Origin of the sequence: Psychrobacter sp. TB55-MNA-CIBAN-0194, assembly GCF_040309505.1 — a bacterium.
Lineage (GTDB): Bacteria > Pseudomonadota > Gammaproteobacteria > Pseudomonadales > Moraxellaceae > Psychrobacter > Psychrobacter fozii.
Genome location: NZ_JBEOOW010000012.1, coordinates 66936 through 80974, shown reverse-complemented (window position 1 = coordinate 80974; position 14039 = coordinate 66936). Strand labels below are relative to the sequence as shown.

Genomic DNA, 14039 nt, shown 5'->3' with positions numbered 1-14039 from the left:
AGTTATGCAAAAGATCAATAAAACAGGGACTATGCCCGATATAACTGCTAAGTGGATTAAAAAATATAATACGCTCAATTGGAACGATTTACCTTTCGATGAAAAGGAGGCTTTAAGAGAACAGCTTCATGCTGAGCAGCACGGACTATGTTGTTACTGTTGCAAAAAGATATCTACTAAAAGCGCGAGCGTAGAGCATTTGCAAGACAAGCATCAACATCGAAAACTACAGTTCAGTTATCATAATTTGTTATTGAGCTGTGTCTCGAACAAGCATTGCAACATCGCAAAGCAAAGTAAGAAGATAAAAGTTCATCCGCTACATACTGACTGTGACGACAGCGTTAAAATGAATCCTTTATCTGCTCAGTTGTTCGGTGATAAACATAAAACAGATGCCGATGAATCAATAGACATATTAAAGTTAAACCATAATGAGTTGATTAATCACCGAACTGATTTAATTAAGTTAGTTCAAAAATATCTACCATTATTTAATGTGTGTGATGATATCTATCAACTGCAAGAAAGTAGCACTTTCAAAGATAGCTTTTTAGAGTTGGTTAAAGATTTTCCGCAGTATAGAGAACTTGAGTATATCGTGAATAAGTTGGCATAATATATTTACTTTAAACCTATGCTTGCTATCTTCTATGTAGCAAGCATAGCTTATTTTTACCGTTGCCCAAACCTAACTACTTCCCCAAAACCTTATCTAGCTCTTCAATAAAGCTATGAATACGTGCCGCATTTTTACCTAGGTCACTTTTGCCAATTCGTGATTTACTGCGGATATCAACCAAGCGTTCGCTATCATTGTCAGTCACACGTACAACCACATCATCTTTAAAGCCAAACCAAGCAGTCGTTTCTGTCGCTTCAACGATGCCTTTATCTGCGTCAGTATTGATAAGTTCCCAACCTAAATTCTCAATGGCTTGTTTGGATGCCTCAACCAATTCAGACTTGGATTGAGAGTAGGTCAATGTCTGTAGATCAGGATAGGCCGTGCGTTGTTGTTCAGCCGCTTCTGCACCTGCGTACTCTACTGGATTTGGCGCATCTGCACGTAGTGGCGCAATCGCGGCAAACTGAGGTGGGTTTACTACATCGGTTGAAATATCGTGAATCGGTGGTACATTTTTGGCAGTAGTCATCATACCGAGTGGAAGGGCGATAGCAATCGCAGAAAATATAACGGCTATTGCTGCGCTAGCAAGGCTGACCGTTTTACGTTTAAATAACACTTGGATTGCCAAGAGTACGAGTGCCGCAATACCAACAACCAGACCAAATTTAAATCCTGCAAAGGCAGTGCCTAACTCTACAACCCCAAATCTATAAAGCGGTGCTGGTAGTGCAACCAGCAAAAACGCGATTAAACTTATCATACTGACTAAAATTTTCATGAGAACGCTCCGTTATTTTTTTAATAGCTGCTTAATCGCTGTACTTAGCATTTTATTTATTATTTAACAGCCAGACATGCTCTGTTACCGTTAATTCAGGTGTCGATCCTACAGAAGTAGGTTCGCTGGCGAGTTCGCTGATTTGATAATGCTGGCCATAATACTGTTGTATTTGTTCATCATTAATTGAGAAGGGTGGCCCATTTCTTTTACTCTGATCATAATTGAGCGTGACTAACAATTGCGGTGCATATACTTTATCAGCAGTATCGCTAAGCTGTAGAACGTGCTCGCTATACTTCACACGCATATCGGCTGGCAGGGCAATCAATGCAGCTTTATCATATACGGCATCGATGCAACCAATATCTTTAGGCGTCAGTGCAAAGATATCAGCGACCCATAAAGTGATGGTTTGTCCCGACAACTGACCTCGATAATATTTGAGAGTGGGGCTAGTTGTATGCTCATGTACGGTGGGCACGATATCTTGTTCAGCGAAGAATTCCTGTACCGCTGTTTCTACTAATTCAACACCCACCACATCATAGCCTTGCGCTGCTAGCCAAACCATATCTATCGACTTGCCGCATAAAGGTACAAAGATACAACCGCCTGCTGGCACGTTTAAATGGCTCAAGTATTTCATTAATAACGGATTCACCACAGATTGATTAAAGCCAATGCGTTTCTCCTGCCAGCGTGTTTGCCAAAATTCTGGATTCATGATGTTAGCCTTTATTTTACGCTTGTTGCGATAGCGATTTAATGGATACTACTGACAACATTAAAAAGCCAAACGCTTGCAATATAGGCGTTTGGCTTTTATCAAATATGGCGCTAAGCATTTATTCTAAACACATAAGTGCTAATGCAATTCGCTATTTAGCTTACCATGTACTGACTGAATTCTTTACGTAGTTTCGCAAGCTTTGGCGGGATTGCAAAGTTGCAATAGCCTTGTCCTGGGTTTCTATTAAAGAAGTCTTGATGTGCTTCTTCAGCTTTGTAGAAATCAACGGCAGGATGTACTTCAGTGACCACGCTGACACCCATATCACGCAATTTATTAATAGTACGGTCGACAGTTGGTTTTTGATTTTCATCAGTGTAAAACACGACGCTGCGATACTGGCTACCGACATCATTACCTTGACGATCCATCGTGGTGGGATCATGAGTCGCAAAGAAAGCATCTAAGATAACTTCTAACGGTACGATATTGTCATCAAATTCGACTTTGATCACTTCAACGTGTCCTGTCGTTCCGCTACAAACATCTTCGTAATTAGCAGAGACAGCATCACCGCCCATATAACCTGATACGACAGATTGCACGCCTTTTACTGATAAAAATATGGATTCAGTACACCAGAAGCAGCCACCGCCTAATATAATGGTTTGCATAATTTTTCCTATTATTATAGATATGAGTTAAGTGCTGTATTTGGTTGTGATGTTTTCATTTTTCAATGTTTCTTTTCAATGTCTCACTACCTTCAGCACTACTTATTCAGCTTAGCAGGCGAGCCAAACGCGATAAGTAACAAACAGTAATGTTATAATGGATTTTTGCTATAGGACATTCACTATAAACAAATTACAGCGTTAACCTCGCTTGAAATATTTCATATATATCTGCACTCGGTTGCCTTGTACCTTTGTTAAATTGAATGACCTATACGTTGCTTTGTTCTCGCTTAATAATGACGAGCAAAATCGCCAAATACTTCCTAATTTAAGTTCTATTATTCAAAAACGAGTCGCACCATGAGCCAATCCAAGCCTACTATCAAACATGACACCTTATTTGACAAACCGTTTACCACACCGCTGGATAAAGCGTCGCGCTTTTCATTTGATGAGCAGGTAGTGGCTTGTTTCCCAGATATGATACGTCGCAGTGTGCCCGGTTATGGTCAAGTGCTCGCGATGCTTCCTATCTTTGCTCGTCGTCATTGTAAGTATCGTCAGCAAGGTGATAATGGACAACGTGTCAGCCGTATTTATGATTTGGGTTGCTCACTTGGCGGGGCTACGATGGCGCTAGCAGGCGAATTTGAGGCACAAGACTTGCAAATTAAGGCGATTGATATCTCACCGGCGATGACGACAGAGGCGACCACGTTACTGAATGAGAACTATCCTGAGCACGATATCGAAGTGATTACTGCTGACATTCGCGATGTGGAACTTGAGCCATGCGATATGGTGATTTTGAATTTAACCTTACAGTTTTTACCCGCTGCAGATAGAGTCGCGGTGCTAGAAAAGATTTATGCGGCATTAAGTGAAGGCGGCATATTGGTACTGACTGAAAAAACCCACGCATTTGATGAGCAGTATGATGCATGGTTGGTTGAGCGTTATTATGACTTTAAACGTGCGAATGGTTATACAGAGATGGAAATTAGTGGCAAGCGTAATGCGTTAGAAAATGTCCTTATTACTGATACCTTAGACGAGCATCATGCACGGTTAAGCGATGTTGGTTTTAAACGTCATCTGACGTGGTTTCAGTTTTTGAATTTTGTTTCTGTGGTGGCGTTTAAATAATCCTTACTTTTCACACAGTTATTTCTCAATCAACACGGTAACCTGCTTTTATGCTCAACGACACTATCATCAACGCCGAACGCGAACTATATTTAACCCTGCTAGAGCTGGCGCAACAGCAGCCGATCGCTTATGAGTGGCTTAAGCAATTGCCAACATGGCTAAATGCTATCAAGGACAAAGCCAATTATGCGCACGCGCCTGCGTACCAAGCATCAGTCGCTCGTTTGCCAAACTTGACCGTCAACAACGTTGATCTAAACAGTGATACATTGACGATTGAGGCGAGTTTAAATGAGTCTCAGCGTAAACAAGCAATGGCATTATTAAAGCAGCTGATGCCGTGGCGTAAAGGGCCGTTTCAGATTGGTGGTCAAATCGGCAGTCAGATTGGTAATGATGAATCAGGTATTAAGATTGATACCGAGTGGCACAGTGACTGGAAGTGGCAACGAGTTGCGCCGCATTTAGGTAGTTTAGAAGGCCGTCGCGTATTAGATGTGGGCGGTGGCTCTGGTTATCATGGCTGGCGTATGGCAGGGGCAGGGGCGGATACAGTCATTATCATTGATCCGTCATGCTTGTTTTACCATCAGTTTATGGCGATTCGTCATTTCGTTGGTGCGGCAGATGCTCATACTTATGCTCATGCTAAGGACAGGGGCCGCTACCGTACGCATTACATCCCCGTACCGCTGGAAGCGCTACCTGCGCACAGCCAATTGTTTGACACCGTATTTAGCATGGGTGTGCTTTATCATCGCCAGTCACCTTTTGAGCATCTGCAACAGCTCAGAGGACAATTGGTCAAAGGCGGTGAGTTGGTGCTTGAGACGTTGGTTATTGAAGGCGATGCCAATACTGTACTTGTGCCGCACGACCGTTATGCACAAATGAACAACGTATACTTTTTGCCATCAGTCGCAGCATTAATTGGTTGGTTGGAAAAAGCTGGATTCTCAGATGTGCGCTGCGTTGATGTGGCCGTGACTTCGACGGAAGAGCAGCGACAAACCGAATGGATGACTTATCATTCGCTAGCAGACTTCTTAGATCCTAATGACTCGACTAAAACCATGGAAGGGTATCCTGCCCCGATGCGCGCGACATTAATTGCCAAAAGATAGTTTTTTAGGGTAGTAGAAACGCCATCAGTCAATATAATCAGCCGCTATAACAGACCCTAACACAAGGATGAGAGATTGTGAAACTAGTAATGGCTTTGATGACGTTCAGTTTATTTTCGCTACCTGCTGTAGCATCAGATGCTTATGGTGATCCATTTGAAGGCTGGGGTTTTGTCAAAGATGATTGGCAAGTGGTTTGCGACAACACTTTGACTTGCCGAGCAGCAGGTTATGCTGAAGAAGGTGTTGGTAGCGGTCCAGTCTCGATATTAATGGTTGTAGAGCCGAAGAAAGCTTTGCCAAAAGTATATGTAGACTTTATATATTCAGATGATGAGTTTTACCAGTCATCATCTGATGATAGTTTGAATACTGGTAATGAATCTAGCCATACCGAGTTATGGCTAAATGACAAAAGTTACGGCGCTATCAATAGTAGAAGTGATGATGATTCTAGGCATATGCTAGATGAAAATCAAACCAAGCAATTGCTTCGTCACGCTCGCCTGAATACAAAAATAGAAGTAAGAGTAGGTAGTGATCGCTGGACGATTAGTGACAAAGGTATGGGAGCGGTGTTGCTTAAACTTGATGAAGTACAAGGCAGAGTGGGTACGTCAATAGCATTGGTGAGTAAGAATCATGCTAGTAAGCAAACACCAAAACCTGCTAAGCCAACACCTGTGATAAAAAAAGCATTCGCCTATTCAGACAAAGACAATAAACAGTTAAATGCTTTAAGGTTGGCTTATTTTCAGAAAAATATTAATACATGGGTAGATATCAACTCTGAGCAGTTAATAGGTTCGGAGGATGTGATGGGAGATTGTGAGCTTATAAATCCTAAAAGTGACACTTCTATAAATTTTGCAAAATATGCTGGCGACAGCTCTGGTTGGGAGTTTATCCCTATTGATGCTACTCATACTTTAGCTGTCCATAGCTGTTGGATGGGTGCTTACAACGCAGCTAGTGGATATTGGCTTATAGATAATGCAAAACCTCGTAACCCTCAGCTAATTACCACCGCAGGCAATGATTATTCTGATGGTGAGATTTGGGCAGTACATAAAGATCGAGGATTGGGTGACTGCTGGAATCGTTTAGTTTGGGTTTGGGATGGTCAAACTTTTGCCAAATCAGAAGATTCTAGCTCAGGAATGTGCCGAGGTTTTGCTGGTGGCGCATGGGATTTACCAACCTATGTCAGCGAAGTTATAGAATAGGCAAGGTTATACAAAGTGACTAACGCCGATTAGATTAACCACTTTTTAAAGGCAACTTCCATGATAATCTTGATAATGAAGCCAACACAGCCTGCACCAAGCGCTACGAAAATCCAAAATGTACCGGCGCGTCCAGCTTGAGATTCTTTAGAGATATCCCACATAATAAAAAACAAGAAAGCAATAAAGATTGGCAATAAAAGGTACAATCCCCAACTAGTGACAGTACTGGCAGCAATAGCAAACATGGCATGATCCTATAAGAAAATAGTAACGCCTCTTTTATATCTGAGAAGAGTCGTACAAACCATTATTATAACGTGGAAGCAGTCAGGTATAAACGACTGCCCAGTATCGAGCAACAGTAACGCTACAATCAATAGGGCTGATATTTATTGAATAGCTACTTTTATACTGCTTTATCATGATTTATAGGCAGTAAGTACGTAAAGTACGTCTGTCACCTATCTCAACTATTAGAGTTGACTGTCTTAACCGTAAGATTTTAGTACTAATTTCGGTGCAAATGGTGCAATAAAGCGCAAAGATTGTTATATTTACAGGTTACTTATCTTTTTGTATTATTTTATCCCCTGCAATGTCGGTCGCTATTATAATAAGCAGTTATTGACTGCTTGCACTCGTCACATTTTCACATCGTTTTTGTTGTTTATTTAATTGAGTTCAAATCCCTATGTCACAAGCCCAAATTGATACACTTGCATCACTATTCAACGATGCTATTCAGACCTTGCAAGCCGACGGCACACTGCCTACTGACTGGCAAAACAATAGCCAAATCACCCGTACTAAAGACCTTAGTCATGGTGATTTTGCCAGTAATATCGCGCTGACTGCTGCCAAAGCTGCCAAGGCCAACCCACGCCAGCTTGCCGAAAAAATCGTCAACGCGCTACCTGAAAACCAAGACATACGCCAAGTAGAAATCGCAGGGCCAGGGTTTATCAATGTCTTTTTAAACGCTGAAGCCAAATTTGCGGTATTGGACGATATTTTTACCTTACAAGACCGTTTTGGTTTAAGCGATCAGTTTGAAGGGCAAAAAATCCAAGTTGAGTTTGTCTCTGCTAATCCAACGTCTAGCTTGCATGTCGGTCATGGCCGCGGCGCTGCATTTGGCATGAGCGTATCAAACTTACTAGAAGCGATTGGTTATGACGTCACGCGTGAATATTATGTCAATGACGCTGGCCGTCAAATGGATATTCTAGCGACCAGTACGTATTTGCGTTATTTAGAAGCCAATGGCGAGCAAGTTACCTTTCCTGTCAATGCTTACCAAGGCGACTATGTCAGTGATATTGCCCAAACGGTCAAGTCACAACATGCTGATAGCTACGTGCATAGTTTTGCAAATATTGCCAAAGAAGTGCCTGCCGATGCTAAGTTTGAGATAAATGCAGACGGCGAAAAAGTTCTATTGTCAGGCGACAAAGAAGCGCATATCGATGGGCTAATTGCCAATAGTAAAGCATTGCTTGGTGATGGCTATGAGCTGTTTTTAAATGCAGCATTGAGCAGTATTTTGGCGGATATCAAAGACGACTTAAATGATTTTGGCGTGAGCTATGAGTGCTGGTTTAGCGAGCGCTCTATCGATAGCGAGATTGAGCCTGTTCTACAAATACTCGATGACAAAGGTTACTTGTACGAAAAAGACGGCAACATTTGGTTTAAATCGACTGACTTCGGTGATGAAAAAGACCGTGTGGTACGCCGTGCCAATGGTCAGTCAACGTATTTTGCCTCTGACATTGCTTATCATAAGAATAAATTTGATCGTGGTTTTGACAAAGTCATTAACGTGTGGGGCGCAGATCATCATGGTTATGTCCCACGTGTAAAAGCCGCGTTAACTGCACTGGGTATCGATGCCGAACGTTTAGACGTGGTGCTTGTACAATTTGTGGCACTATGGCGCGGTTCTGAAAAAGTACAAATGTCATCGCGTTCTGGTCAGTTTGTGACTCTGCGTGAGCTGCGTGCCGAAGTTGGCAATGACGCTGCGAGATTCTATTATGTAGCACGTAAGCCTGAAGTGCATATTGATTTTGATTTAGAACTTGCCAAATCACAAAGCAAAGACAATTTGGTGCACTATATTCAATATGCGCATGCACGTGTGTGCCGAGTATTAGAGAATTTGCAAAATAGTGGGCTTACAGTAGATGATGCGGTTGGTTTGGCGCATCAAGAATTGCTTAATGCGTCCCATGAAGATGAGTTGATTAAGCTATTGGCAGGCTATCCAGCAACCCTCATGCGTGCCGCGACTGGCTATGAGCCACATATATTGACCAATTATTTAAAAGATTTGGCCGCATTGTTCCACGGCTGGTATGACAGCAATCGTATCTTGCCGATGAGTTTGACCTCTGGTGGCACGCCAAGTGCTGACGAGCTGGACTTAATGCAAGCCCGTCTACGCTTGTCTAAAGCCGTGCGACAGGTCTTGTCCAATGGGCTTGGTTTGTTAGGATTGTCTGCACCGTCTAGCATGTAGTCGCTTGCTAATAAGTAGTAAGCTTCTAACATGCAGCAACTTTATAATATGTAGTATTATGAGTATAGACGATTGATAACAATAATGTGATTATGATAGATAGATTCAGTAGGGAGAACCAGATCCATGCTAGCCAAAAAACCTAAAGGTGCGACTGAAAAGCGCAAAACAAGTAGCGTATCAGGCTTGTTATGGATGTTTGTCGGAGCAGTACTGACACTGATGATTGGTGTATTTATATACCTCTCACCATTATTTAATTTCAGTCCTGCTGATAGCAGTGCCGACAATGACCCTGATCGTCAGGTACAGCCGCGAGTCGAGACTGATACCGATAATGGCGATTATGAGTTTTATGATATTTTACCCAATCAAGAGATGGCGACCATCCCTGATGAAGATTTTGGTGAAATAAACAATGATCGCATCGGTGGTATCGAAGCCTTTGAGCCTGATATCGTGGTCACTCAGCCGAATGGTGCTTCAGCGACCAGCAGTGAAGACACTGGCAATGTTGGTATTACTGAAAACACCGTGATCGAACCTAGCCGTGGCAATGCTGCTAGTGATGATATCGTGATCGTTGAAGAAGATGCGACCTATGATGGCACAGCACCGACCAATAGCACCAGTAGTGCAACCAATCGAGCAAGTGGTGCAGGTACTGCCAGTGTTCAAGCTGCCAAGCCTGCTGCGACTTACATTTTGCAGATAAACAGCTTTGGTGATGCAGATGAAGCGGATCGTCGCCGTGCACAGGTACTGATGGCTGGTGTAGATGCTAGAGTCGCCAAGAATACAACGGGCAATGGTGAGCCCATCTATCAAGTGATCTCACGGCCGATGAGTAATCGTCAAGCAGTAACGACTGCTCAGCAGCGCTTACAGAATAATGGTATTGACTCCATCATCGTTGAACAGCGCCGTTAGATTTAGTTGCTGTATTAGGGCGTGTCCTCAATTCAATCGATAGTCATCTAAATGGGTTAAAAATGGCTAAATCTTGCCAAACAGCGTCAAATAGCTGACTAATATCTCGATATTATCTGCGCTATTTTCCTTGTTTGACTGCGATTTATCTCGTTTTTATCACCATTTTTAAAATGAGGACACGCCCTAGTTTTAATGGTTTATTTATAAAAAAGCGTCGTAATGACGCTTTTTTTGTCTCTTATTTTTAGTAACGCTATTTTACTTTGTGGTTTTATTATATCTTATCATTACTTCCTCAACGAGTATGGCTATGACTGTATCTGACTCAACACCTGCATCTACTGGCGCCATCAAATATTTTTTTCAGAAGTATTTTATCGATGCTTTTACTGGTATGGCTCTAGGTCTCTTTGTCACATTGATAGCGGGTCTTATCATTTCACAAATTGGTGGCTGGTTAGATTTGCCTGCATTAGTTGCCGTCGGTAAGCTAGCATCAATATTGATGGGGGCGGGTATCGGCGTAGGCATTGCCTACTACCTAAAAGCACCAACGCTTGTCATGCTAAGTTGCTTGGTAGCAGGTATGCTAGGCGCACATTCTGAAGCTTTGATGGCAGGTACGCTTTTTACCCCGCAAGCAGGCGGGCCTGCGACATTTGTGGCATTGCCTGGTAATCCGATAGGAGCATATTTGACCTCTGTATTTGCTTATCGTGCTGGTACTTGGGTCGCTGGCAAGACTAAGTTGGATATTTTGTTAATTCCTTTATTGGTCTGTGCCGTCGCATTAGCCGTTTGTGCGCTACTGAATCCACCTATCGTTGCTGCTGTCGCGGCTATTGGTCAAGGTATTCAAGCAGCCACTGAGTTGCAGCCTCTATTAATGGGTGTCGTCATTGCAGTCGTGGTCGGTATCTTGCTGACCATGCCCACTTCAAGTGCAGCTATTTGTATTGCTATTGGGCTGGGCGGTGTGGCTGGCGGTGCGGCAGTAGTCGGCTGTGCAGCACATATGATTGGCTTTGCGGTTGCCAGTTTCAAAGACAACGGTGTAAGTGGTGTGATATCTCAGGGGTTGGGCACTAGTATGTTGCAAATCCCTAATGTCCTAAAAAAGCCACTGATTCTACTGCCCGCCGTTATCGCCAGTGCTATCGTTGGACCTATCGCAACCGTCGGGTTCGGGCTTGCCTGTACTGCTACAGGGGCAGGTATGGGTACTGCTGGTTTAGTCGGTGTGTTTGGGGTCATTGAAGCGTCACAAGAAATTATGAGCACAGGTCAGCTATGGACAGCAATTATTTTATTGATGTTTGTATTACCTGCTGTCATTGCTGGCATGGTTGCTTACATGATGCGCCGTATGGGTTGGTTGTTAGATGGTGATATGAAGTTGCCTTAATATTAATATAGTCCAACCCATATCAATCCGCTACATCGTCATCCTCGCTAAGCATGCTAATGTATCATTTGCAGTCGGCTGCCTTGTACTCGTTTTAGACTTCTTTGACGATAGCGATGGGTTAAAAGACTTATAAAAAAAGCGTCTAGTAAACTTTGCTAGACGCTTTTTTGTTGTAATCACTTATTAATCATAATTAGTGATGTTAACGGCACGATAAATTAAGAGATTTCAGGCGTTTTACCTTCATTGATGACGTCTGCATCAACCATAACTGTCTTTGCGTTTTCCATAGAAGGCAGCTCATACATGGTTTCAAGCAATGCATTCTCTACGATAGAACGTAGACCACGGGCACCCGTTTTACGTTCCATGGCTTTTTTGGCGATGGCATCAAGTGCTTCTTGCGTAAAGTTAATCTCAGCACCTTCCATATCGAACAAATATTTATACTGTTTTACCAGTGCGTTCTTAGGTTCAGTCAGGATTTGTACCAATGCTTCTTCATCAAGCTCTTGTAGTGCAGCAAGTACAGGCAGACGACCAATCAGCTCAGGGATCAGACCAAACTTGATCAAATCTTCTGGCTCAACTTGCTGTAGCAAATCTGAGCTGCGACGGCTATCGTCTTTTGAGCTGACATCCGCGTTGAAGCCGATACCGCCTTTTTCAGTACGTTGCTGAATGACAGCATCAAGACCAGCAAACGCACCACCAACGATGATAAGGATGTTGCTGGTGTCGACTTGAATCAGCTCTTGTTGTGGATGCTTGCGACCACCATGCGGCGGAATAGCAGCCACAGTGCCTTCGATAAGCTTTAGCAATGCTTGCTGAACGCCTTCGCCTGACACATCACGGGTAATCGATGGGTTATCACCCTTTTTACTGATTTTGTCAATCTCATCGATATAGATGATGCCTTGCTCAGCTTTGGCCACATCATAGTCAGATGCTTGGAGTAGCTTCTGCACGATGTTTTCAACGTCTTCACCGACATAACCTGCTTCAGTCAAGGTCGTGGCATCAGCCATGGCAAACGGCACATCAAGCAGACGCGCTAAGGTTTGTGCCAGTAATGTCTTACCTGAGCCTGTTGGGCCTATGAGCAAGATGTTACTTTTAGCCAGTTCAACCATGGCATCATCAGCACCAATCTTAGATTTTTTACTGTCATTGGCCAGTGTTTGGCTAACTTTTAAACGCTTATAATGGTTATAAACGGCAACTGCCAATGCTTTCTTAGCAGCGTCTTGACCGATGACATATTCATCAAGCTTGGCACGCAGCTCTTTTGGCGTTGGTAGCTTTTTATTGACCCAAGAGGTATCGATTTCGCTGTCATCATCGCCGTCTTCGGCACTGTCAGCGATTAGATCGGTACATAGCTCAATGCATTCATTACAGATATTGGCATCATCAGCGGCAATCAGCTGCTGCACATCGCTTTTGGCTTTGCCACAAAACGAGCACTGCGGGGTATTGTCTTCTGCCATAAAAGGCGCTCCTAAAATTTTAAAACTTACAAATATTTTGATTGTTTGCATCAATGCCAAAACGCATCGCGCTCAGACAATTGATGCTTATCAAGGCTGTTATATGCTAATTATAAAGAAGTAGGGCGGCGCTCTAATACTTCGTCAACCAAACCATATTCTTTTGCTTCGTCTGCATCCAACCAATAATCACGCTCAACGTCTTTTTCGATTTTTTCTACTGGCTGACCAGTACGCTCAGCCAATATTTTGTTCAAACGTGCACGAGTTTTTAAGATTTCACGAGCATTAATTTCGATATCTGTTGCTTGACCTTGCGCGCCACCTGAAGGCTGATGAATCATGACGCGAGCATTCGCAAGTGAATAACGCTTGCCTTTTTGGCCAGCTGCCAACAAGAATGAACCCATGCTGTAAGCACCGCCCATACAGATGGTTGATACTTCAGGCTTGATGAAATTCATCGTGTCAAAAATCGCCAAACCAGCACTCACTGAACCGCCTGGTGAGTTGATATATAGATGGATATCTTTATCAGGGTTTTCAGCCTCTAAGAATAGTAACTGTGCGACGATGAGATTGGCCATATTGTCTTCGACTTGACCAGTCAAAAAGATAACGCGCTCACGTAATAGACGTGAAAAAATATCAAACGAGCGTTCACCGCGTGATGACTGTTCAACCACCATCGGTACTAATGCAGCTTGAGGTGCACTTTGGGTATATTGCATGTCGTTGTGCGCACTCATCAGCATATCAAAATGCGGGTTGGCAGTGATGCGTTCATAATCTGTCATAAAGATGTCCTGTTTATAAGTACATAAAATAAAGGGATTGGGATTAGCGAACGGTTAAGATTTTATGGGTGCTTATCATGATAAATACTACCGCTTGTTGTTAACACTGACTAGATGCAATGGTACGATCTAGATGTCGCTAAAAATAATTGAGCTAATGGTAACTTTTTTATCGTGGCAATAGTAACTTTTTAATGTGAAAAATAATAAATGACTCCCTATTAATAAGGTGTGTGTATACATTTATCAAGGGGCTTGCCTAGAAACCCTCCATAAAGATAGCAGACAGGCTACCTCTGTATGGATTACAGGTGTCTCATTATTTATGAATATGGTGCTACATTAAAAAGAAATATGATGATAAAAAATGGTGCATTTATGATAGTAAATTGTACAATTTTGGTGCAAATTAGAGCCTGCCAAAAAAATAAAAATGATTGATATCTATTTGAGACATCGTGAAAATGAGGTGGACAATATAACCAAAAATTTCAGTGTTCAAAAACCAAGCAATATCATTCATTTGCATAGTATTGACTGCTTGCTCTGATAGCCAGTGTCAGTAA

13 protein-coding genes are annotated in these 14039 nt (G+C 42.6%); 7 read left to right on the top strand and 6 right to left on the bottom strand.

The window, feature by feature from the left end; genetic code table 11:
- The first annotated feature begins 4 nt into the window (after positions 1-4).
- Complete coding sequence (locus AAEY75_RS13420; protein WP_352259829.1) at positions 5-619, top strand: retron system putative HNH endonuclease; 615 nt, start codon at positions 5-7, stop codon at positions 617-619.
- Positions 620-695: 76 nt separating this feature from the next.
- Here the strand turns inward: AAEY75_RS13420 and AAEY75_RS13415 are convergent, their stop codons facing one another.
- From AAEY75_RS13415 to msrA, 3 genes are all read right to left on the bottom strand, one after another.
- A complete protein-coding gene (locus AAEY75_RS13415) occupies positions 696-1409 on the bottom strand; it encodes a DUF1499 domain-containing protein (RefSeq protein ID WP_352259828.1) in 714 nt (237 codons plus the stop codon).
- 52 nt (positions 1410-1461) lie between these two features.
- On the bottom strand, positions 1462-2136 hold the full coding sequence (gene tmpT, locus AAEY75_RS13410; RefSeq protein ID WP_352259827.1) for a thiopurine S-methyltransferase: 675 nt from the start codon (positions 2134-2136) through the stop codon (positions 1462-1464).
- A 158-nt stretch (positions 2137-2294) separates the two neighbouring features.
- A complete protein-coding gene (gene msrA / locus AAEY75_RS13405; protein ID WP_352259826.1) occupies positions 2295-2816 on the bottom strand; it encodes a peptide-methionine (S)-S-oxide reductase MsrA in 522 nt (173 codons plus the stop codon).
- Positions 2817-3179: 363 nt separating this feature from the next.
- On the opposite strand from msrA, the gene cmoA reads away from it, so the two are divergent.
- The 3 genes from cmoA (at position 3180) to AAEY75_RS13390 (ending at position 6318) form a co-directional block, all read left to right on the top strand.
- Complete coding sequence (cmoA, locus tag AAEY75_RS13400; RefSeq protein WP_352259825.1) at positions 3180-3965, top strand: carboxy-S-adenosyl-L-methionine synthase CmoA; 786 nt, start codon at positions 3180-3182, stop codon at positions 3963-3965.
- 50 nt (positions 3966-4015) lie between these two features.
- Complete coding sequence (cmoB, locus tag AAEY75_RS13395) at positions 4016-5092, top strand: tRNA 5-methoxyuridine(34)/uridine 5-oxyacetic acid(34) synthase CmoB (RefSeq protein ID WP_352259824.1); 1077 nt, start codon at positions 4016-4018, stop codon at positions 5090-5092.
- A gap of 77 nt (positions 5093-5169) precedes the next feature.
- Positions 5170-6318: a DUF1176 domain-containing protein gene (locus AAEY75_RS13390; RefSeq protein ID WP_352259823.1), complete on the top strand. Its 1149-nt coding sequence runs from the start codon at positions 5170-5172 to the stop codon at positions 6316-6318.
- 29 nt (positions 6319-6347) lie between these two features.
- On the opposite strand, the gene AAEY75_RS13385 is transcribed toward AAEY75_RS13390, so the two are convergent.
- The gene (locus AAEY75_RS13385) at positions 6348-6566 is read right to left on the bottom strand and encodes a DUF2788 domain-containing protein (RefSeq protein WP_110924151.1); all 219 of its coding nucleotides are present in this window, start codon (positions 6564-6566) and stop codon (positions 6348-6350) included.
- Positions 6567-7012: 446 nt separating this feature from the next.
- Between AAEY75_RS13385 and argS the strand changes: the two genes are divergently transcribed.
- The 3 genes from argS to AAEY75_RS13370 all read left to right on the top strand — a co-directional run bounded on the left by argS (position 7013) and on the right by AAEY75_RS13370 (position 11180).
- Entirely contained in the window at positions 7013-8842 is a 1830-nt protein-coding gene (gene argS / locus AAEY75_RS13380; RefSeq protein ID WP_197218490.1) for an arginine--tRNA ligase, read from the top strand.
- Between the two features lie 126 nt (positions 8843-8968).
- Positions 8969-9772: an SPOR domain-containing protein gene (locus tag AAEY75_RS13375; RefSeq protein ID WP_110924153.1), complete on the top strand. Its 804-nt coding sequence runs from the start codon at positions 8969-8971 to the stop codon at positions 9770-9772.
- A gap of 313 nt (positions 9773-10085) precedes the next feature.
- Entirely contained in the window at positions 10086-11180 is a 1095-nt protein-coding gene (locus AAEY75_RS13370; RefSeq protein ID WP_110924154.1) for a PTS sugar transporter subunit IIC, read from the top strand.
- A 221-nt stretch (positions 11181-11401) separates the two neighbouring features.
- Here the strand turns inward: AAEY75_RS13370 and clpX are convergent, their stop codons facing one another.
- Together clpX and clpP are read right to left on the bottom strand one after the other, a co-directional pair.
- Positions 11402-12676, bottom strand: a complete 1275-nt coding sequence (clpX, locus tag AAEY75_RS13365) for an ATP-dependent protease ATP-binding subunit ClpX (protein WP_194198226.1) — start codon at positions 12674-12676, stop codon at positions 11402-11404.
- A gap of 110 nt (positions 12677-12786) precedes the next feature.
- On the bottom strand, positions 12787-13473 hold the full coding sequence (clpP, locus tag AAEY75_RS13360) for an ATP-dependent Clp endopeptidase proteolytic subunit ClpP (protein WP_413786953.1): 687 nt from the start codon (positions 13471-13473) through the stop codon (positions 12787-12789).
- Between the last annotated feature and the right edge of the window lie 566 nt (positions 13474-14039).